The organism is Kribbella sp. NPDC055110, assembly GCF_053607525.1.
In genome coordinates this window covers 1-20946 of record NZ_JBSGTS010000012.1, presented here as the reverse complement: position 1 = coordinate 20946, position 20946 = coordinate 1, and the positions used below count along the sequence as shown (strand labels likewise).

20 protein-coding genes are annotated in these 20946 nt (G+C 68.3%); 18 read left to right on the top strand and 2 right to left on the bottom strand.

The window, feature by feature from the left end:
- Positions 1 to 54: 54 nt before the first annotated feature.
- Positions 55 to 876 (top strand): GNAT family N-acetyltransferase, encoded by an 822-nt coding sequence (locus tag ACWF0M_RS20140; RefSeq protein WP_452237205.1) that lies wholly within the window; start codon positions 55 to 57, stop codon positions 874 to 876.
- Here ACWF0M_RS20140 and ACWF0M_RS20135 read toward each other — a convergent pair.
- Positions 869 to 1483 carry an MBL fold metallo-hydrolase gene (locus ACWF0M_RS20135; protein ID WP_452237204.1) on the bottom strand — a complete coding sequence of 205 codons (615 nt, stop codon included), beginning with the start codon at positions 1481 to 1483 and terminating at the stop codon, positions 869 to 871. The two genes, ACWF0M_RS20140 and ACWF0M_RS20135, sit on opposite strands and share 8 nt — an antisense overlap.
- 3 nt (positions 1484 to 1486) lie before the next feature.
- Positions 1487 to 2767 (bottom strand): isochorismate synthase, encoded by a 1281-nt coding sequence (locus ACWF0M_RS20130; protein ID WP_452237203.1) that lies wholly within the window; start codon positions 2765 to 2767, stop codon positions 1487 to 1489.
- Between the two features lie 59 nt (positions 2768 to 2826).
- Between ACWF0M_RS20130 and ACWF0M_RS20125 the strand changes: the two genes are divergently transcribed.
- From ACWF0M_RS20125 to ACWF0M_RS20045, 17 genes are all read left to right on the top strand, one after another.
- Positions 2827 to 3525 carry a demethylmenaquinone methyltransferase gene (locus ACWF0M_RS20125; protein ID WP_452237202.1) on the top strand — a complete coding sequence of 233 codons (699 nt, stop codon included), beginning with the start codon at positions 2827 to 2829 and terminating at the stop codon, positions 3523 to 3525.
- 152 nt (positions 3526 to 3677) lie between these two features.
- The gene (locus ACWF0M_RS20120) at positions 3678 to 4991 is read left to right on the top strand and encodes a geranylgeranyl reductase family protein (protein WP_452237201.1); all 1314 of its coding nucleotides are present in this window, start codon (positions 3678 to 3680) and stop codon (positions 4989 to 4991) included.
- Between the two features lie 86 nt (positions 4992 to 5077).
- Positions 5078 to 5437, top strand: a complete 360-nt coding sequence (locus ACWF0M_RS20115) for an NADH-quinone oxidoreductase subunit A (protein WP_133789593.1) — start codon at positions 5078 to 5080, stop codon at positions 5435 to 5437.
- 1 nt (position 5438) lies between these two features.
- Positions 5439 to 5993: a NuoB/complex I 20 kDa subunit family protein gene (locus ACWF0M_RS20110; protein WP_130384815.1), complete on the top strand. Its 555-nt coding sequence runs from the start codon at positions 5439 to 5441 to the stop codon at positions 5991 to 5993.
- Entirely contained in the window at positions 5990 to 6676 is a 687-nt protein-coding gene (locus tag ACWF0M_RS20105) for an NADH-quinone oxidoreductase subunit C (RefSeq protein WP_452237200.1), read from the top strand. Before ACWF0M_RS20110 ends, ACWF0M_RS20105 begins: the two co-directional genes overlap by 4 nt.
- Complete coding sequence (locus ACWF0M_RS20100; protein WP_452237199.1) at positions 6676 to 8013, top strand: NADH-quinone oxidoreductase subunit D; 1338 nt, start codon at positions 6676 to 6678, stop codon at positions 8011 to 8013. The genes ACWF0M_RS20105 and ACWF0M_RS20100 overlap by 1 nt, the downstream gene beginning before the upstream one ends.
- Positions 8014 to 8733, top strand: a complete 720-nt coding sequence (gene nuoE, locus ACWF0M_RS20095; RefSeq protein ID WP_452237198.1) for an NADH-quinone oxidoreductase subunit NuoE — start codon at positions 8014 to 8016, stop codon at positions 8731 to 8733.
- Positions 8734 to 8735: 2 nt separating this feature from the next.
- Positions 8736 to 10046 carry an NADH-quinone oxidoreductase subunit NuoF gene (gene nuoF, locus ACWF0M_RS20090; RefSeq protein WP_452237197.1) on the top strand — a complete coding sequence of 437 codons (1311 nt, stop codon included), beginning with the start codon at positions 8736 to 8738 and terminating at the stop codon, positions 10044 to 10046.
- A complete protein-coding gene (locus ACWF0M_RS20085; RefSeq protein ID WP_452237196.1) occupies positions 10043 to 12484 on the top strand; it encodes an NADH-quinone oxidoreductase subunit G in 2442 nt (813 codons plus the stop codon). The genes nuoF and ACWF0M_RS20085 overlap by 4 nt, the downstream gene beginning before the upstream one ends.
- Positions 12481 to 13788 carry an NADH-quinone oxidoreductase subunit NuoH gene (nuoH, locus tag ACWF0M_RS20080; RefSeq protein ID WP_452237195.1) on the top strand — a complete coding sequence of 436 codons (1308 nt, stop codon included), beginning with the start codon at positions 12481 to 12483 and terminating at the stop codon, positions 13786 to 13788. The genes ACWF0M_RS20085 and nuoH overlap by 4 nt, the downstream gene beginning before the upstream one ends.
- Positions 13781 to 14329, top strand: a complete 549-nt coding sequence (gene nuoI / locus ACWF0M_RS20075; protein WP_452237194.1) for an NADH-quinone oxidoreductase subunit NuoI — start codon at positions 13781 to 13783, stop codon at positions 14327 to 14329. The genes nuoH and nuoI overlap by 8 nt, the downstream gene beginning before the upstream one ends.
- Positions 14326 to 15129 carry an NADH-quinone oxidoreductase subunit J gene (locus ACWF0M_RS20070; RefSeq protein ID WP_452237193.1) on the top strand — a complete coding sequence of 268 codons (804 nt, stop codon included), beginning with the start codon at positions 14326 to 14328 and terminating at the stop codon, positions 15127 to 15129. Before nuoI ends, ACWF0M_RS20070 begins: the two co-directional genes overlap by 4 nt.
- A complete protein-coding gene (gene nuoK / locus ACWF0M_RS20065) occupies positions 15126 to 15425 on the top strand; it encodes an NADH-quinone oxidoreductase subunit NuoK (RefSeq protein ID WP_130384807.1) in 300 nt (99 codons plus the stop codon). The genes ACWF0M_RS20070 and nuoK overlap by 4 nt, the downstream gene beginning before the upstream one ends.
- Before the next feature lie 11 nt (positions 15426 to 15436).
- Positions 15437 to 17305, top strand: coding sequence for an NADH-quinone oxidoreductase subunit L (nuoL, locus tag ACWF0M_RS20060; protein WP_452237192.1), 1869 nt, complete (start codon positions 15437 to 15439; stop codon positions 17303 to 17305).
- Positions 17302 to 18825, top strand: a complete 1524-nt coding sequence (locus tag ACWF0M_RS20055) for an NADH-quinone oxidoreductase subunit M (protein WP_452237191.1) — start codon at positions 17302 to 17304, stop codon at positions 18823 to 18825. Before nuoL ends, ACWF0M_RS20055 begins: the two co-directional genes overlap by 4 nt.
- Before the next feature lie 5 nt (positions 18826 to 18830).
- Entirely contained in the window at positions 18831 to 20411 is a 1581-nt protein-coding gene (nuoN, locus tag ACWF0M_RS20050) for an NADH-quinone oxidoreductase subunit NuoN (protein ID WP_452237376.1), read from the top strand.
- Positions 20412 to 20437: 26 nt separating this feature from the next.
- A partial coding sequence (locus ACWF0M_RS20045) for a polyprenyl synthetase family protein (protein WP_452237375.1) occupies positions 20438 to 20946 on the top strand: 509 nt, incomplete at its 3' end.

Below are 20946 nucleotides of genomic sequence, written 5' to 3'. Positions count from 1 at the left end.
TCGCAGTGTAAATCCGCGCGACCGGTCCGGTGCGGCAGGCGTACGCTCCCGGACATGGATGTCCGTGTGACGAGCGATGCACAGGCTTTCGAGCAGACCGTTTTTCCTTTCCTGCAAGCGGATCCGGTGCTGCACAACCTCGTCATGACCGTCGTGCACGAACGGGCGACCGGCCGGGTGCGTGACCTCGAGCCGTCGTACTACGTGTCTGTGCACGACCCGGACGTGGTCGGGGTCGCGATGCGCACCGCGGGCCGTTACGTGTATCTCGGCGCGCTGCGCGAGGACTTCGCGGAGCCGGTCGCCGACGCGCTCGCCGACGTACTGCCGGAGGTCCCCGGCGTCGCGGGGGATCCACCAGTCGTGACGCGATTCGGTGAGCGGTGGTGTGCGCATCGCGGCGGCCGAGCGACGGTGGTACGCGGCACGCGGTTGCACAAGCTGATCGAGCTGACGCCGCTCGAAGCCGACGCCGGCGCGCCGCGGTTGATGGCCGCGGACGAGGTCGACCTGGTCGCCGGGTGGGGCAAGGACGGGTTCGCCGAAGAACTGACCATCGGCCACCGCGAGTGGGCCGAGCGGCACCTGGAGCACGAGAGCATGCTGATCTGGGAGGTCGACGGCGAGCCGGTCAGCATGGTCGGCTTCCATCAGCCGGTCTTCGGCGTCAGCCGCGTCGGTCCGGTCTACACGCCTCCTTCAAGGCGCAGACATGGGTACGCCGGTGCGCTGACGAGCCATGTGACTGCGATGATCGTTGCTGGCGGCAACCAGGCCTGCCTGTTCACCGACCTCGCGAACCCGACCTCCAACAAGATCTACCACCAGGCGGGTTACCGCCCGGTGGCCGATTTCGTCGAGGCCGAGTTCAGCTGATCTCGAGGGACTGACCAGGGGTGAGGCCGTGGTACGGGCGGCCGCCGGCTTCGGTGATCCAGCGTGCCATCATGCCGAGGCCGATGTCGCTGAGCAGGGCGTTGTGGATGCCGACGGTCTGTTCCGCCTTGATCGAGCGGGCGTACTCGACCGCGGGCGGCACCGAGAACCACGGGCCGGAGATCGGTACCAGGTTGGTGTGCACCTCGCGGTCGGGCCGGGTGAACGAGTCGCCCGGGTGGTAGACCGCGTCGTCGACCAGGTAGCCGATGTTCTCGCACGGTACGCCGAGCTCGGGCAGGATCACCGCGTGATCCTTGCCGTAGGCACGGACCGCGAAACCGGCCGCGTCGAACGCCTGACCGTCCGACACCACCGTGACCCGCTCGTCGTTCAGCTGAGCCGCGACGCCGGCGGTGGTGAAGACCGGCACCTGCAACCCGCTCAGCCGCTCGACGTCGATGTGGTCGGGGTGTTCGTGTGTGATCAGCACCGCGTCGGCCTTCTCGAAGGCCGCGTCCTCGGAGAACGTGCCCGGGTCGATCAGCAGCACCTTCCCGTCCTTCTCCAGGCGGACACAGGCGTGCGCAAACTTCGTGAGCTTCAAGGTTCAGTCTCCTAGAGCGTCTCTCATCGGCACCAGCTTGGCGTTCGTTTCGGCCAGTTCGGCATCCGGGTCGGAACCCGCCACGATCCCGGCCCCGGCGAACAGCCGCATCCGGCGCGGCTCGTCGGAGTCGGCCTGGCCGCAGCGCAGCGCGATGCACCATTCGCCGTCGCCGGACGCGGCCATCCATCCGACCGGTCCGCTGAACCGGCCGCGCTGCATGCCTTCGATCTCACCGATCAGGTCCCGCGCGACCGGCGTCGGCGTACCGCAGACCGCCGCGGACGGGTGCAGGGCGGCGGCGAGTCCGAGCGCGGACGCGCCGTTGTTCGCGACGCCGGCGACGTCGGTGGCCAGGTGCATCACGTTCGGCAGGTGCAGCACGAACGGGGTCTCCGGCACGTTCATCGACGTACAGTGCGGCTCCAGCGCCTCGGCGACCGAGCGGACCGCGAACTCGTGTTCCTCGAGGTCCTTCGACGACCGCGCCAGCGACGCGGCCAGCGCCAGGTCGTGCTCGTCGTCCCCGGTACGGCGGATGGTCCCGGCCAGCACGCGGGACGTGATCAGGCCCTTCTCCCGGCGTACCAGCAGCTCCGGGGTGGCCCCGATCAGGCCGTCGACGGAGAACGTCCAGCAGTTCGGGTACGCCGTCGCGAGCCGGTGCAACGGCCAGCGCAGATCGATCGGCTGCGCGGCGATCGCGATCAGGTCGCGGGCCAGCACCACCTTGTCGAGCTCGCCGGCGGTGATCCGGCGGACCGCGTCGGCGACGATGCTCGACCAGTCCGTCCCGGTCCGGGCGCCGTCCGCGAACGTCACGTCGTACACCGGCGACGGCTCGTGGACTACCAGCTCGGGCGGCGCGCCCAGCGAGCTGGCGGGCGAGATCGTGGTCACCCAGGTGATGTCGCCGCGGCGCCCGACGATGACGTCGGGAACCACCAGCTCACCCGGGTCCTGGTCGGTGAACCCGAAGGATCCGAAGCAGACCAGTCCGGAGCCCGGTACGCCGACCTCGTCGCGGACCACCGCGGCCGCGGTCAGCTCCTGCCACCAGGTCATGGCCTCCTGAAAGCGGTTGCTACCGGCAACGTCCAGCCGGGCGGCGACGCCCCAGCCGACGTGGCCGTCGCCCCGCCGTACCCACGCGAGTCCGCCCTCGTCCGGCAGGTGGTCCAGCAGATGCGCCGAGACCCCGTCCACCGACTGACTGCGAACCACCAACTGCGGTGCGGGGCCTCGGGTCGCGAGGGCCGCACGGCTACCTGGAGATGCTGTCACGAGATGCAAGCGTATGCCTGCCGTCCGGCAGACTCGCCCTCGCGTGATCAACTAGACAGGTGACGCGCGCAGATCTGAGTAAGGACCCGCAGGCCGTGGCGGCCATGTTCGACAACGTGGCCGAGGGGTACGACCGGACCAATGCGGTCGCGACGATGGGGCTGGAGAAGCTGTACTGGCGGCCCGCGACGCTGGCCGCGATCGCGCCGCGGAAGGGGATGAAGATCCTCGACCTGGCGGCCGGGACCGGCGCGTCCAGCATCAACCTGCGCGAGGCGGGCGCCGAGGTGGTGTCCTGCGACTTCTCGGTCGGCATGCTCCGGGTCGGCAAGCGCCGGCACCCCGAGCTGGACCTGGTGGCGGGCGACGCGCTGCGGCTGCCGTTCGCCGACGACACGTTCGACGTGGTGACCATCTCCTGGGCGCTGCGGAACGTGAACGACGTCGCGGCCGCGCTGCGGGAGATGCTGCGGGTGACGCGCCCCGGCGGGCGGCTCGTCGTACTGGAGCAGTCGCACCCGACCTGGAAGCCGTTCCGGGTCGTGTACCTGGAGTACATGATGCGGGCGGTGCCGGCGGTGGCGAAGGTGGTGTCGACCAACCCCGAGGCGTACGAGTACCTCGCGGAGTCGACGCGCGCCTGGCTGCCCCAGGAGCCGCTGGCCCGGGCGATCGAGGGCGCCGGGTGGACCCGCGTCCAGTGGCGCAACCTGACGGGTGGTCTGGTCGCCATTCATCGGGCCGTCAAGGCGGATTAATTACGCAACGGAAATTATGCGTAATTGGCTTGTCTGCAAGGGGGTTGGGGCGAGTTTCGTGTCCGAGTCAGGCAGTCCTAGACTGTCGAGTGAAGAGGGCTCGTGAAGTCGTTCACGAGCGCACACGCCCCAAGAACATCCAGGCCGGAGAGATGAGCGAGAGCGTGCCGAGCGGGCAGCAGGCGGAGACCGCCGATGTGATCGTCGTCGGTGCCGGACCCGCCGGATCGTCGGCGGCGTACCACCTGGCGAACGCCGGACTGGACGTCCTGCTGCTGGAGAAGACCGCGTTCCCGCGGGAGAAGGTGTGCGGCGACGGGCTCACCCCGCGCGGCACCAAGCAGCTCATCAACATGGGCATCGACATCTCCGAAGAGGCCGGCTGGATCCGCAACTACGGACTCCGCATCCAGGGCGCCGGGCACGTCCTGCAGCTCGACTGGCCGGATCTGGCCAGCCACCCGAACTACGGGCTGACCCGGAACCGGATGGACTTCGACGAGATGCTCGCGCGGCAGGCCGAGAAGGCCGGGGCTCAGCTGCGGGAGCGGACCAACGTGACCGGCCCGATCCTGGACGCCAGGGGCGACATCGTCGGCGTCACCGCGAAGCCGGTCGACGACAACGGCCGCCGGGCCGGGGCCGACGTCGAGTACCGGGCGCCACTGGTGATGGCGGCCGACGGCAACTCGTCCCGGCTCAGCATCGCGATGGGCTTGCACAAGCGCGACGACCGCCCGATGGGAGTCGCCGTCCGGACGTACTTCACCAGCCCGCGGACCGACGACGACTACCTCGAGTCCTGGCTGGAACTGTGGGCCGACGACCCGAAGCAGCCCGGTGGCCGGGTGCTGCTTCCCGGCTACGGCTGGATCTTCGGGATGGGCGACGGCACGGTCAACGTCGGCCTCGGCATCCTGAACACCTCGGACGCGTTCGGCAAGGTCGACTACGCCGACCTGCTGAAGCAGTGGCTCAAGGTCACGCCCGAGGAGTGGCAGTTCCGCGACGAGTTCCAGACCATCCCGATCCGCGGGGCCGCGCTGCCGATGGGCTTCAACCGGCAGCCGCACTACACCCGCGGCCTGATGCTGCTCGGCGACGCCGGCGGCATGGTCAACCCGTTCAACGGCGAGGGCATCCCGTACGCGATGGAGTCCGGGGCGTTCGCCGCCGAGGTCGCCGCGCAGGCGCTGCACCGGCAGCCGAACCAGCGGGAGCGCGCGCTGTCGGCGTACCCGAAGGCGCTGAAGCAGGAGTACGGCGGTTACTACACGCTCGGCCGGATCTTCGTGAAGCTGATCGGAAATCCGGAGGTGATGCGGCTCTGCACCAAGTACGGTCTGCCGCGCACCACCCTGATGAAGTTCACCCTGAAGTTGCTCGCCAACCTCACCGACCCGCGCGACGGGGACGTGATGGACAAGATCATCAACGGTCTCACGAAGCTCGCTCCCGCGGCCTGAGCGGCGGGGCGAGTGAGCTGAGCCACCGGCGTACTGATATCCAAAGACCTATACAGACCACCGGCTGAAGGAGGGAGCACGCAGCGATGCACCCCTATACACCGATTCTCGCTCTCGGTGTGCTCGCGGCGCTCTTCGTCGCAGGCAGCATCACCATTAGCGCGCTGGTCGGCCCGAAGCGCTACAACCGGGCCCGGCTGGACTCCTACGAGTGCGGCATCGAGCCCACTCCGCAGCCGGTCGGTGGTGGACGCTTCCCGGTGAAGTACTACATCACCGCGATGCTGTTCATCGTTTTCGACATCGAGATCATCTTCCTCTACCCGTGGGCCGTCGCGTTCGACCAGATGGCGTTGTTCGGGCTGGTCGAGATGGTCATCTTCATCGTCACCGTCTTCGTCGCGTACGCCTACGTGTGGCGCCGCGGCGGACTGGAGTGGGACTGACATGGGTCTTGAGGAACAGCTTCCGGCCGGCGTCTTGCTGAGCACCGTCGAAGGACTGCTCGGCTACATGCGCAAGGCCTCGTTGTGGCCGGCAACCTTCGGGCTGGCCTGCTGCGCCATCGAGATGATGACCACCGGCGCCCCGCGGTACGACGCCGCGCGGTTCGGCATGGAGGTCTTCCGGGCCTCGCCGCGACAGGCGGACCTGATGATCGTGGCCGGCCGGGTGAGCCAGAAGATGGCGCCGGTGCTGCGCCAGATCTACGACCAGATGCCCGGCCCGAAGTGGGTGCTGGCGATGGGCGTGTGTGCGTCGTCGGGCGGCATGTTCAACAACTACGCGATCGTGCAGGGCGTGGATCACGTCGTACCGGTCGACATGTACCTGCCCGGCTGCCCGCCGCGGCCGGAGATGTTGCTGGACGCGTTCCTGAAGATCCACGACCAGATCCAGCACATGAAGCTCGGCGCGCACAAGAAGGCGCTGGAGACCGAGCTGGAGGCCGCGGCCCTGACCGCCGCCCCGACGATCGAGATGAAGGGTCTGCTGCGGTGAGCGACTCCGAGAATCTTCCGGCGACGCCGGAGGCTCCGGCTCCTGAGGTCATCGAGCAGCGCGAGGGCATGTTCGGTGTCCGCGGTACCGGTGACACCTCCGGTTTCGGTGGCCTGCGCCGCGAGGTCGTGCTGCCGGGCAGTACGCCGCGGCCGTACGGCTCCTGGTTCGACGGTGCGGTGGACCGGCTGGAAGGCCTGGCCGCCGCCGGTGCGGTCGAGAAGGTCGTCGTCGACCGCGGCGAGCTGACCCTGCACATCAAGCGCGAGAACCTGGTCGAGGTGGCCAAGCACCTGCGCGACGACGAGGCGCTGCGGTTCGAGTTCTGCTCCGGGGTCAGCGGTGTGCACTACCCGGAAGAGACCGGCCGCGAGCTGCACGCCGTCTACCACTTCCTGTCGATCACCCACAACCGCCGGATCCGGCTGGAGGTGTCGGCGCCCGACGCCGACCCGCACATCCCGTCGATCGTCTCGGTCTACCCGGCCAACGACTGGCACGAGCGGGAGACCTGGGACTTCTTCGGCATCGTCTTCGACGGGCACCCCGCACTGACCCGGATCCAGATGCCCGACGACTGGCCGGGTCACCCGCAGCGCAAGGACTACCCGCTCGGCGGTATCGACGTCGAGTACAAGGGCGCTGTCATCCCACCGCCCGACACGCGGAGGTCGTACAACTGATGACCACTACAGACCCCTACGCGACCACTCGGGACACCACCGAGGGCAAGGTCTTCACCGTCACCGGCCAGGACTGGGACTCGGTCGTGGCCGGCCTCGGCGAGGAGCCGGAAGAGCGCGTCGTCGTCAACATGGGCCCGCAGCACCCGTCGACGCACGGCGTGCTCCGGCTGATCCTCGAGCTCGACGGTGAGAACGTGACCGAGGCCCGCTGCGGCATCGGCTACCTGCACACCGGTATCGAGAAGAACATGGAGTTCCGCTCCTGGGTGCAGGGCGTCACGTTCGTCACCCGGATGGACTACCTGTCGCCGTTCTACAACGAGGCGGCGTACTGCCTGGCGGTCGAGCGGCTGCTCGGGATCGAGGACGAGATCCCGGACAAGGCGAACGTGATGCGGGTGCTCCTGATGGAGCTCAACCGGATCAGCAGCCACCTGGTCTGCATCGCCACCGGCGGCATGGAGATCGGCGCGCTGACCGTGATGACGATCGGTTTCCGCGAGCGTGAGAAGACCCTGGACCTGTTCGAGCTGATCACCGGGCTGCGGATGAACCACGCGTTCATCCGGCCGGGCGGCGTCGCGCAGGACCTGCCGCCGGGTGCGCTGGACAAGATCCGCGAGTACATCACGTGGATGAACAAGCACCTCAAGGAGTACGCCGAACTCTGCAACGCCAACCCGATCTTCAAGGCGCGGCTGCAGAACGTCGGCTACCTGGACCTGACCGGCTGCATGGCGCTCGGCATCAGCGGCCCGCCGCTGCGCTCGACCGGGTACGCGATGGACCTGCGCAAGAGCCAGCCGTACTGCGGTTACGAGACGTACGACTTCGACGTACCGACCTGGGACTCCTCGGACTCCTACGGGCGGTTCCGGGTGCGGCTGCAGGAGATGCACGAGTCGCTGAAGATCGTCGAGCAGTGCGCCGACCGGCTGGAGAAGATGGACGGCCGGCCGGTGATGGTGGCCGACAAGAAGATCGGCTGGCCGAGCCAGCTGGCCGTCGGCGCCGACGGGATGGGCAACTCGCTCGACCACATCAAGCACATCATGGGCGAGTCGATGGAAGCACTGATCCATCACTTCAAGCTGGTCACCGAGGGCTTCCGGGTCCCGGCCGGCCAGGCCTACGTGGCGATCGAGTCGCCGCGTGGCGAGCTCGGTGCGCACGTCGTCTCCGACGGCGGCACCAAGCCGTACCGGGTGCACTTCCGTGACCCGTCCTTCGCAAACCTGCAGGCGATGCCGATCATGTGCGAGGGCGGCCAGGTCGCCGACGTGATCGTCGCCGTCGCCAGCCTTGACCCGGTGATGGGTGGAGTGGACCGCTAAATGGCCGAGAACCACACGACTGCTACCGACAAGACGGTGCCGTACAGCACCGGCGACTCGTCGATCACCGACGCCACGATCGCGGAGATGCGCGAGATCGCGGCGCGCTACCCGGTCGCCCGGTCCGCGCTGCTGCCGATGCTGCACCTGGTGCAGTCGGTCGAGGGCCGGGTCACCCCGGAGGGCATCGAGGTCTGTGCCGACGTGCTCGGGCTGACCGGCGCCGAGGTGTCGGCGGTGGCCACCTTCTACACGATGTACAAGCGCCGCCCGGTCGGCGACTACCACGTCGGCGTCTGCACCAACACGCTCTGCGCGGTGATGGGCGGCGACCTGATCTTCGACCGGCTGAAGCAGCACCTGGACGTCGGCAACGACGAGACCACCGAGGACGGCAAGATCACCCTCGAGCACCTCGAGTGCAATGCCGCCTGCGACTACGCGCCGGTGATGATGGTCAACTGGGAGTTCTTCGACGACATGACGCCGGAGTCGGCCACCCAGCTGGTCGACGACCTGCGGGACGGCACCGAGGTGAAGTCGCCGCGCGGTGCGACGATCTGCACCTGGCGCGAGGCCGAGCGCGTGCTGGCCGGGTACTCCGACGGCCGCGCCGACGAGGGCCCGACCGGCGGCAAGGCCTCGCTGGCCGGCCTCCGCCTGGCCCGCGAGCGCAACTGGTCGGCCCCGAACGGCTCCGAGACCCCGAAGGAGGGCTGACCATGGTGGACACGCTGACCCCGGTGCTTTCGGACAACTGGGACCAGATCAACGCCTGGCAGTTGGCGTCGTACCAGCGCACCGGCGGGTACGACGCGCTGCGCAAGGCGCTCACGATGCAGCCGGCCGATGTCGTTGCCACGGTCAAGGACTCCGGTCTGCGCGGCCGTGGCGGCGCGGGCTTCCCGACCGGGATGAAGTGGTCCTTCATCCCGCAGGACAACCCGAAGCCGAAGTACCTGGTGGTGAACGCGGACGAGTCCGAGCCGGGCACCTGCAAGGACATCCCGCTGATGATGGCCTCGCCGCACACGCTGGTCGAGGGCGTCGTCATCGCGTCCTACGCGATCCGCGCGTCGGTCGCGTTCATCTACGTCCGCGGTGAGGTCCTGCACGTGATCCGCCGGCTGCAGCAGGCGGTCCAGGAGGCCAAGGACGCCGGCTACATCGGCCAGAACATCCTCGGCAGCGGCTACGACCTCGACGTGGTCGTGCACGCCGGTGCCGGCGCGTACATCTGCGGTGAGGAGACGGCGCTGCTGGACTCGCTGGAAGGACGTCGCGGTCAACCTCGGCTGCGTCCTCCCTTCCCGGCCGTAGCCGGTCTGTACGGGTGCCCCACTGTTATCAACAACGTCGAGTCGATCGCTTCCGTTCCCGCTATCGTCAAGAACGGGCCGGACTGGTTCTCCTCGATGGGCACCGAGAAGTCCAAGGGCATGACGCTGTACTCGCTGTCCGGGCACATCACCCGCCCGGGGCAGTACGAGGCCCCGATGGGCATCACGCTGCGAGAGCTGATCGACCTGGCCGGTGGGGTCCGCGAGGGCCACGAGCTGAAGTTCTGGACGCCGGGTGGTTCGTCGACGCCGCTGCTGACGTCGGAGCACCTCGACGTACCGCTGGACTACGAGGGCGTCGGCGCGGTCGGCTCGATGCTCGGTACGAAGGCGCTGCAGATCTTCGACGACTCGGTGTGCGTCGTGCGCGCCGTACTGCGCTGGACCGAGTTCTACAAGCACGAGTCCTGCGGCAAGTGCACGCCGTGCCGCGAGGGCACGTGGTGGCTGGTGCAGATTCTCGAGCGGCTGGAGAAGGGCCAGGGCACCGAGGAAGACCTGGTCACCTTGCTCGACCTGTGCGAGAACATCACCGGCCGGTCGTTCTGCGCGCTGGCCGACGGCGCGACCGCGCCGATCGCCAGCTCGATCGCGCACTTCAAGGACGAGTACCTGGCGCACTTCGAGAACGGCGGCTGCCCGTTCGACCCGATGGCAAGCACTGTCTTCGCGACTGCTGGAGCTAGCGCATGACGATCCAAGCGAACCCGCCGGCTGGGTCGGAGGTGGAGCGCACCGACCTGGTGACGGTCACCATCGACGACATCGAGGTGAAGGTTCCGAAGAACACCCTGCTGATCCGGGCCGCGGAGCAGATCGGGATCCAGATCCCGCGGTTCTGCGACCACCCGTTGCTCGACCCGGTCGGCGCCTGCCGGCAGTGCCTGGTCGAGATCACCGACGCCGGGAACGGCCGCGGGATGCCGAAGCCGCAGGCCTCCTGCACGATCACCGTCGCCGACGGCATGGTGGTTCGCACCCAGGTGTCCTCGCCGGTGGCCGACAAGGCCCAGCACGGCCAGATGGAATTCCTGCTGATCAACCACCCGCTCGACTGCCCGGTCTGCGACAAGGGCGGCGAGTGCCCGCTGCAGAACCAGGCGATGAGCAACGGCGCCGGCGAGACCCGGTTCCACGAGATCAAGCGGACCTACCCGAAGCCGATCAACATCTCGGCCGAGGTGCTGCTGGACCGCGAGCGCTGCATCCTCTGCGCGCGCTGCACCCGGTTCTCCGAGCAGATCGCCGGTGACCCGTTCATCGCGCTGATCGAGCGCGGCGCGCTGCAGCAGGTCGGCATCTACGAGAAGGAGCCCTTCGAGAGCTACTTCTCCGGCAACACGATCCAGATCTGCCCGGTCGGTGCGCTGACGAGTGCGGCGTACCGCTTCCGCTCGCGGCCGTTCGACCTGGTGTCGGTGCCGTCGGTGGCCGAGCACGACGCGTCCGGTGCGGCGATCCGGGTCGACTACCGGCGCGGCAAGGTGATGCGCCGGCTGGCCGGAGACGACCCACAGGTCAACGAGGAATGGATCTCCGACAAGGACCGGTTCGCGTTCCAGTACGCGACCACCGGTGACCGGCTGACCCACCCGCTGATCCGCGAGGACGGCGAGCTGCGGCCGGCGTCCTGGCCCGAGGCGATCGCTTTCGCCGCCGAGCAGCTGACCGCGGCCCGTGGCAACGCGGCGGTGCTGACCGGTGGCCGGCTGACGGTCGAGGACGCCTACGCATACTCGAAGTTCGCCCGGGTCGCGCTGGGCAGCAACGACATCGACTTCCGGGCCCGCCCGCACTCCGCGGAGGAGGCGGACTTCCTCGCCGCCGCGGTCGCCGGCACCGGCCTGGGTACGACGTTCGCGGACCTGGAGAAGGCCGGCGCCGTGCTGTTCGTCGGGTTCGAGCCCGAGGAAGAGGCACCGTCGGTGTTCCTCCGGGTGCGCAAGGGCGTGAAGGCGCACGGCACCAAGGTGTTCACGGTCGCTTCGTACGCGTCCCGCGGTGTGGAGAAGCTCTCCGGTGTCGTCGTACCGGCATCGCCGGGTACCGAGGCCGCCGTACTGTCGGATCTCGGCAACGCCGGTGCGGCCGGGGCAGCTGCCCGCGCCGCGCTCGGTGCGGACTCGATCATCGTCGTCGGCGAGCGGCTGGCCGCCGTACCGGGCGGGTACTCGTCGGCGCTCCGGCTCGCTCTCGACACGGGTGCGCAGCTGGCCTGGATCCCGCGGCGTGCGGGTGACCGGGCCGCGCTCGAGGCCGGCTGCCTGCCGGGCCTGCTGCCCGGCGGCCGGCTCGTCAGCGACCCGCAGGCGCGCGTCGACCTGCAGGCCGCCTGGGGCGTGGACAACCTGCCGGCTGAGCCCGGCAAGGACGTTACCGAGATCATCACTGCGTTGCGGGCGGGCGCTGGATCGCTGCAGGCGCTGATCGTCGCGGGTGTCGAGATCGACGACCTGCCCGACCCGGCCGCGGCGCTCGCCGCGCTCGAGGCCGCGCCGTTCGTGGTCAGCTTCGAGGTACGCAACTCGCAGGTGACCGAGTACGCCGACGTGGTCTTCCCCGTCGTACCGCCGGTGGAGAAGTCCGGCACCTTCGTGAACTGGGAGGGCCGCGAGCGGCCGTTCCCGGTGGTGCTCAAGGTGCCGACCGCGATGCCGGACGTCCGCGCGCTGGCCGCGCTGGCGCAGGAGATGGGCAACCCGCTCGGCTTCAGCACGCCCGACGGTGCGAAGCGCGAGTACGACGAGCTCGGCCGGTGGGACGGCGACCGGGCCCAGCAGCCGACGTACCAGGCCGGTCCGGCCCTCGGCGCGTTCGACTCCACCCGGCTCGCGACCTGGCGGATGCTGATCGACGACAGCCGCGCCTGCGACGGTGAGCCGCACCTGACCGCGACCGCGCGGACGCCGGTCGCCCGGGTCTCGCTGACCACCGCGCGCCGGATCGGTGTCGCCGATGCCGACGAGTTGGTGGTGAGCACCGACGCCGGGAGCATCCGGCTGCCGGTTGTCATCACCCCGATGGCCGACAACGTGGTCTGGCTGCCGACGAACTCGGCCGACTCCCACGTCCGCCGGTCGTTGCACGCAGACCATGGCTCGATCGTGACGATCGCCGGAGGAAACGCATGATGTCGCTCGCCGTACCTGACGCAGGGGTCGGGCACGACCCCTGGTGGGTGATCCTCATCAAGGTGCTGCTCATCTTCGTCTTCCTGGTGGTGCTGACGCTCTTCAACATCTGGCTGGAACGCCGGGTGGTGGCGCGGATGCAGCAGCGGATCGGCCCGAACGTGCACGGCCCGCAGGGTCTGCTGCAGTCGCTGGCCGACGGTGTGAAGCTGATGCTCAAGGAAGACCTGATGCCGAAGGGCGTCGACCGGCTGGTCTTCGTCCTGGCGCCGGCGATCGTCGCCATCCCGGCCTTCCTGACCTTCGCGGTGATCCCGTTCGGGCCGACGGTGAAGATCCCGTTTACCGACACCTACACCCGGCTGCAGCTCACCGACCTGCCGGTCTCGGTGCTGTACGTGATGGCGATCGCCTCGATCGGCATCTACGGCATCGTGCTCGGCGGCTGGTCGTCGAACTCGACGTACTCGCTGCTCGGTGGCCTGCGGTCCAGCGCGCAGATGATCTCGTACGAGGTCGCGATGGGACTGGCGCTGGTGACGGTGTTCCTGTTCGCGGGTTCGCTGTCCACCTCGGAGATCGTCGCGGCGCAGTCGCATCAGACCGTGCACTGGTTCGGGGCCGACATCCCGCTGCCCGGGTGGTACGCGTTCCTGCTCTTCCCGTCGTTCGTGATCTACGTGATCTCGATGGTCGGCGAGACGAACCGGGCGCCGTTCGACCTCCCCGAGGCCGAGGGCGAGCTGGTCGCGGGCTTCCTGACCGAGTACTCCTCGATCAAGTACGCGATGTTCTTCCTGGCCGAGTACATCAACATGGCGACCGTGTCCGCGCTGGCCACCACGCTGTTCCTGGGCGGCTGGCGGGCGCCGTGGCCGATCTCGCTCTGGGACGGCGCGAACTCCGGCTACTGGCCGGTGCTGTGGTTCATGGGCAAGCTGATGTGCTTCATCTTCTTCTACATCTGGCTGCGCGGAACGCTGCCGCGACTGCGCTACGACCAGTTCATGAAGTTTGGCTGGAAGGTCCTGATCCCGATCTCGCTGGCCTGGATCCTGCTGGTCGCCACCGTCCGCGCGGTCGGCCGCGAGACCAACTTCAGCCGGACGACGTTGCTGGTCGCCGCCGCTGTCGTCCTGGTGCTCGCGGTGATCAGCATGTTCGTCCCGGGGAAGCCCAAGGAAGAGCCGGTCGAGGTAGCCGACGGCGAGGAGTTCGACGCCTTCGCCGGCGGGTTCCCGGTGCCACCACCGCTCCCCAGTCAGCAGACCGAGCCGACATCGAAGGCAGGCAGCCGTGGCTAGTGTCAAAGAGTCCCTCTGGGACCCGGTAGCCGGGTTCGGGGTGACCTTCCGGACGATGTTCCGGAAGGTGTTCACCGAGGAGTACCCGTTCGAGAAGAAGCCGACCGCACCACGGTTCCACGGCCGGCACCAGCTGAACCGCTGGCCGGACGGCCTGGAGAAGTGCATCGGCTGCGAGCTGTGCGCGTGGGCCTGCCCCGCGGACGCGATCTACGTCGAGGGCGCCGACAACACCGAGGGCGGCCGGATGTCGCCGGGCGAGCGGTACGGGCGCGTGTACCAGATCAACTACCTGCGCTGCATCCTCTGCGGTCTGTGCATCGAGGCCTGCCCGACCCGGGCGCTCACGATGACCAACGAGTACGAGCTGGCCGACACCAGCCGCGAGTCCCTGATCTACGAGAAGAAGGACCTGCTGGCGCCGCTGCTCCCGGGCATGCAGGAGCCGCCGCACGAGATGCAGCTGGGCAAGACCGAGAAGGACTACTACCTCGGTCTGACCGGTGTCGCCGCCAAGACCGACGGGAGTGACGCCAAATGATCGGTCTCGTCACCGGCCCGCAGGTCGCGTTCTGGCTGCTGGCCCCGGTCATGATCCTGGCCGCGATCGGCATGGTGCTGGTCCGTAAGGCGGTGCACTCGGCGCTGCTGCTGGCGACCGTGATGATCTGCCTCGCGGTGCAGTACGCCGCGCAGGACGCGCCGTTCCTGTTCGCCGTACAGATCATCGTCTACACCGGCGCGATCCTGATGCTGTTCCTGTTCGTGCTGATGCTGGTCGGCGTCGACGCGTCCGACTCGCTGGTCGAGACGATCCGCGGTCAGCGGCTGCTCGCCGGGATCGCGTTCCTCGGCTTCGGCGTACTGCTGATCGCGGCCGTCGGCAACGCGATCTACGGGCACCCGACCGGGCTGGCCGACGCGCAGCCGGACGGCAACGTCAAGGGCCTCGCGCAACTGCTGTTCGGCAAGTACGTGTTCGCCTTCGAGGTCACGTCGGCGCTGCTGATCACCGCGGCGATGGGCGCCATGATGCTGGCCCATCGCGAGCGGCTGACCAAGAAGAAGACGCAGCGCGACCACGCCGAGGAGCGGATCCGCAAGTACGCCGAACAGGGCATCCACCCCGGCCCGCTGCCGACACCGGGTGTCCTGGCCCGGCACAACGCCGTCGACACCCCGGCGCTGCTGCCGGACGGGTCGATCGCACCGACCTCGGTTTCGCGTGTGCTCCAGGCACGTGGCACCGTGTTCCCCGAAGCCGAGGAGCGCGCGGACGTCGACGAGGTCCGCACGCTCACCGCCGAAGGTGAGTTCCCGGTCGAGGAGGACGACAAGTGACGACAGAGCCGTACATCGTGCTCGCGGCGATTCTGTTCAGTATCGGCGCGCTCGGCGTGCTGGTACGCCGGAACGCGATCGTCGTCTTCATGTGCGTCGAGCTGATGCTGAACGCGACCAACCTCGCGTTCGTGAGCTTCGCCCGCCAGCACGGCAACCTCGACGGCCAGATCGCCGCCTTCTTCGTGATGGTGGTGGCCGCGGCCGAGGTCGTGATCGGGCTGGCGATCATCATGGCCATCTTCCGCACCCGTCGCTCGGCCTCGGTCGACGACGCCAACCTGCTCAAGTACTGAGGTAAGCACCGATGAGTCATGAGCTGACGTGGCTGCTGGTCGCGGTACCGGCTTTGTCCGCGGCGATCCTCCTGCTCGGTGGCAAGGCCACCGATGCATGGGGTCACCTGCTGGGCACGCTGGCGCCGGTGATCTCCTTCGCCTTCGGCGTCGTGCTGTTCTTCCAAATGCAGGGCAAGCCGAGTGCGGACCGGTCCGAGACGGTCCGGCTGTTCGAGTGGTTCTCGGTCGGCCACATCAAGGTCGACTTCACGCTGCTGATCGACCCGCTGTCGATCCTGTTCGTGCTGCTGATCACCGGCGTGGGTTCGCTGATCCACATCTACTCGATCGGCTACATGGAGCACGACGAGCGCCGGCGGCGGTTCTTCGGGTACCTGAACCTCTTCATCGCGTCGATGCTGCTGCTGGTGCTGGCCGCCGACTACCTGCTGGTCTTCGTCGGCTGGGAGGGCGTCGGTCTGGCGTCGTACCTGCTGATCGGCTTCTGGCAGTACAAGACGACAGCAGCGGTCGCGGCGAAGAAGGCGTTCGTGGTGAACCGGGTCGGTGACATCGGCCTCTCGCTCGCGGTGATGAGCATGTGGGCGCTGTTCGGCTCCTCGGCGTTCGGCACGGTGAACGCCGGCGCCGAGCACCTCTCGAAGACCTGGGCCACGCTGCTCGGCCTGATGCTGCTGCTGGCCGCCTGCGGTAAGTCCGCGCAGGTGCCGCTGCAGTCCTGGCTGCTGGACGCGATGGAGGGCCCGACCCCGGTGTCGGCGCTGATCCACGCGGCGACGATGGTCACGGCCGGCGTCTACCTGGTGGTCCGGTCGCACGCGATCTACGAGGTCACCGACGCCGCGTCCACCGCGGTGGTGATCGTCGGCACGGTGACCGCGCTCGCCGGTGCGATCATCGGTTGCGCCAAGGACGACATCAAGAAGGCGCTGGCCGGTTCGACGATGAGCCAGATCGGCTACATGATGCTCGCCGCGGGTCTCGGCCCGGCCGGGTACGTGTTCGCGATCTTCCATCTGCTCACCCACGGCTTCTTCAAGGCCAACATGTTCCTCGGCGCCGGATCCGTCATGCACGGCATGAACGACGACGTGAACATGCGCCACTACGGCGCCCTGCGGACGCCGATGAAGATCACCTTCGTCACGTTCGCGTTCGGCTACCTGGCGATCCTCGGCATCCCGCCGTTCGCTGGCTTCTTCAGCAAGGACAAGATCATCGAGGCCGCGTTCGCGGACAACACGGTGGTCGGTCTGTGCGCGCTGCTCGGCGCCGGGATCACCGCGTTCTACATGACGCGGGTGATGCTGATGACGTTCTTCGGCAAGAAGCGCTGGGCGGACGACGTGCACCCGCACGAGTCGCCGGCCGTGATGACCTGGCCGCTGATCATCCTGGCGGCGCTGTCGCTGGGCGGCGGCGCGCTGTACTTCGCGGGTCACTGGATCGTCGACTGGCTGGAGCCGATCGTCGGTCACGAGGAGGACCACCCGCCGGTGAGTGCGCTGGTGATGACGCTGATCACCCTCGCGGTGGTTGCCGTCGGCATCGTCATCGCGGTGCTCAAGTACCGCCGGGACATCCCGCGGGAGGCGCCGGCCGGTTCGCCGGTCACCGTCTTCGCCCGCCGGGACCTGTACGGCGACGCGCTGAACGAGGCGGTCCTGATGCGGCCCGGGCAGTACCTGACCCGGACGCTGGTCTGGCTCGACAACCGGGGCGTCGACGGCCTGGTGAACGGCCTGGCCGCACTCTTCGGCGGTCTGTCCGGCCGGCTCCGCCGGTTCCAGACGGGCTTCGTCCGTTCGTACGCACTCAGCATGGTCTTCGGCGCCGCATTCGTGGTCGTCGCCCTCCTCGCGGTGAGGTTGTCGTGAACATCGGTTGGCTGACCCTGTTACTGCTCCTGCCGTTCGTCGGGGCCATCGCGACGATGCTGGTGCCGAAGGCGAAAGCGCTGACGGCCAAGCAGGTCGCGCTCGGGTTCTCGCTCGTGACGCTGGTGCTGACCGCGATCGTCGCGATCGGCTACCAGCGCAACGGCGCCGGGGACTACACCGAGACGCACACCTGGATCAAGGCGTTCGGCGCGCACTACGCGCTCGGCCTCGACGGTCTCGGCATCGTGCTGGTGGTGCTGACCGCGCTGCTGACGCCGATCGTGATGATCGCGTCCTGGAACGACGCGTCGCACGGCCGCTGGTCGGAGAAGTCCTTCTTCGCCTGGATCCTCGGCCTCGAGGCGCTGTCGATCGGCGTGTTCTCCGCCACCGACGTGTTCCTGTTCTACGTGCTGTTCGAGGCCACGCTGATCCCGATGTACTTCCTGATCGGTGGCTTCGGCGGCCCGCAGCGTTCGTACGCCGCGGTGAAGTTCCTGCTCTACTCGCTGCTCGGCGGTCTGCTGATGCTGGCGTCGGTCGTCGGCCTGTACGTCGTCTCGGCCAAGCACGGCGCCCCGTCGTACCTGCTGACCGACATGATGAAGCTGGACATCAGCCAGAACACCGAGCGCTGGCTATTCCTCGGTTTCTTCTTCGCCTTCGCGGTGAAGGCGCCGATGGTGCCGTTCCACACCTGGCTGCCGGACGCGGCCGGTGAGGCGACGCCCGGGACGTCGGTGCTGCTGGTCGGCATCCTCGACAAGATCGGCACCTTCGGGATGATCCGGTTCTGCCTGGGGCTGTTCCCGAACGCGTCCCAGTGGGCTACCCCGGTCATCCTCGTGCTGGCGCTGATCTCGGTGCTGTACGGCGCGCTGCTGGCGATCGGGCAGACCGACATCAAACGCCTGATCGCGTACACGTCGATCTCGCACTTCGGCTTCATCGTGATGGGCATCTTCGCGCTGACGTCGCAGGGCCTGACCGGTTCGACGCTGTACATGTTCAACCACGGTCTCTCCACGGCGGCGCTGTTCCTGGTCGCCGGGTACCTGATCTCCCGGCGCGGGTCCGCGCGGATCGCCGACTACGGCGGGGTGGAGAAGGTCGCACCGGTGCTGGCCGGCACGTTCCTGTTCGCAGGCCTGTCCAGCCTGGCGCTGCCCGGTCTGTCGCCGTTCATCTCCGAGTTCATGGTGCTGGCCGGGACGTTCAGCCGGCACAAGGTGATCGCCGTGATCGCCGTACTCGGTATCGTGCTGGCCGCGCTGTACATCCTGCTGATGTACCAACGCACCATGACCGGCCCGGTCCGTGACGGGATCGAGAAGCTGAAGGACCTGAACCCGCGTGAGGTGCTGGCGATCGCACCGCTCGTGATCCTGATCATCTTCCTGGGCATCTTCCCGAAGCCGATCGTCGACATCATCAAGCCCGCGGTCGACTCGACCATGCAGCGGGTGGGCGTGACCGACAAGGCACCGCAGATCCCCGTGACGGAGGGACAGAAGTGACCGCGATGTTGCTGCCGCTGGCGGACTTCACGAAGCCCAGCATCGAGTACGGCGAACTGCTCCCGCTGTTCATCGTCTTCGGTGCCGCGGCCGTGGGCGTCCTGGTCGAGGCGTTCGTGCCCCGGCCGCTGCGGCACCTGGTGCAGCTGACGATCACGGTGGTGGCCGTGATCGCGGCCGGCGTGCGGACCGGCATGCTGATGCACGGCAAGAAGGAGATCATCGCCGCCCAGGGCGCGATCTCGGTCGACGGCCCGGCGTTGTTCACCTGGCTGATCCTGCTGGCGCTGTCCCTGATCAGCGTGCTGCTGTTCGCGGAGCGTTCGATCGACGGCGGCCTGTCCGCGTTCGCCGGCCAAGCGGCCGCCGTACCGGGTTCCGAGGCCGAGCGTGAGGGTACGGCGGCGCGCGTCGAGCACACCGAGGTGTTCCCGCTGACCCTGTTCGCGGTCGGCGGCATGATGCTGTTCGCGGCGTCGAACGACCTGCTGGTGCTGTTCGTCGCGCTCGAGGTGTTCTCACTGCCGCTGTACCTGCTGTGCGGCCTGGCGCGCCGTCGCCGGCTGATCTCGCAGGAAGCCGCGATGAAGTACTTCCTGCTCGGTGCGTTCTCGTCGGCGTTCCTGCTGTTCGGGATCGCGCTGCTCTACGGGTACGCGGGCACGATGTCGCTCGGCGGGATCGCGGACGCGCTCAGCAAGGACACCGGCGGTGACACCATCCTGCTCGCCGGGACCGGGCTGCTGGGTGTCGGCCTGCTGTTCAAGGTCGGCGGCGTACCGTTCCACTCCTGGACGCCGGACGTGTACCAGGGCGCTCCGACGCCGGTCACCGGGTTCATGGCGGCCTGCACCAAGATCGCCGCGTTCGTCGGCCTGATGCGGGTCTTCTACGTCGCGCTCGGCGGTTCGCGCTGGGACTGGGCGCCGATGATGTGGATCATCGCGATCCTCACCATGGTGGTCGGTTCGATCGTCGCGATCACGCAGACCGACGTGAAGCGGATGCTCGCGTACTCGTCGATCGCGCACGCGGGCTTCCTGCTGACCGCGTTCGTCGGCCTCGCGCAGGTCGGGAGCGGCGTCCACAACGGCATCACCTCGACGCAGGCGGTGCTGTTCTACCTGGTCTCGTACGGCTTCCCGACCATCGGCGCGTTCGCGGTGGTCACACTGGTGCGCGACGCGGGTGGCGAGGCGACGCACCTGTCCCGCTGGGCGGGCCTGGGCAAGAAGTCGCCGCTGCTGGCCGGTATCTTCGCGTTCTTCCTGCTGTCCTTCGCCGGCATCCCGCTGACCGCGGGCTTCACCGGCAAGTGGGCGGTCTTCAGCGCGGCGTGGACAGGTGGCGCGTGGCCGCTGGTCGTCGTCGCTGTCCTGTCCAGCCTGGTCGCCGCGTTCTTCTACGTCCGCGTGATCGTGCTGATGTTCTTCTCCGACCTGCCGGCCGACGCGCCGGACGTGGCGCTGCCGGGTTGGCAGACCACGTCGGCCGTCGCCCTGGGTCTTGCCGCCACGGTGGTTCTCGGTCTGGTTCCCGGACCGGTGCTCGACCTGGCGGCCCGAGCTGGTGAGTTCATCCGTTGAGTCCGACCCCGCTGCCGGCCGAGAGCCTGGGATTCGAGTTCGCCGACGCAGGCCTCGAGTCCCGGGTTCGTGCTGGGCTGGAGCGTGTCGAGCAGGCGCTGCTCGACGCGACCCAGTCGGAGGCGCCGTTCGTCACGGCGGCCTCCCAGCACGTCATGCTTGCCGGCGGCAAGCGGTTCCGGCCGTTGCTGGTGCTGCTCGGGGCCGAGTTCGGTGCTGACGTGGCGTCCGACGAGGTGGTGAAGGCGGCGGTCGTCGTCGAGCTCACGCACGTCGCGACGCTGCACCACGACGACGTGATGGACGAGGCCGTGTTGCGGCGCGGCTCGTCGACGGCGAACGCACGGTGGGACAACTCGGTCGCGATCCTGTCCGGTGACTGGCTGTTCGCCCGGGCGTCGGACCTGGTCGCGGACCTCGGGCCGGAAGCGGTCCGGATCCAGGCCCGTACCTTCGGCCGGCTGGTCGAGGGCCAGATCCGCGAGACGATGGGCGTCGGCGAAGGCCAGGACCCGCTGAAGCACTACCTCTCGGT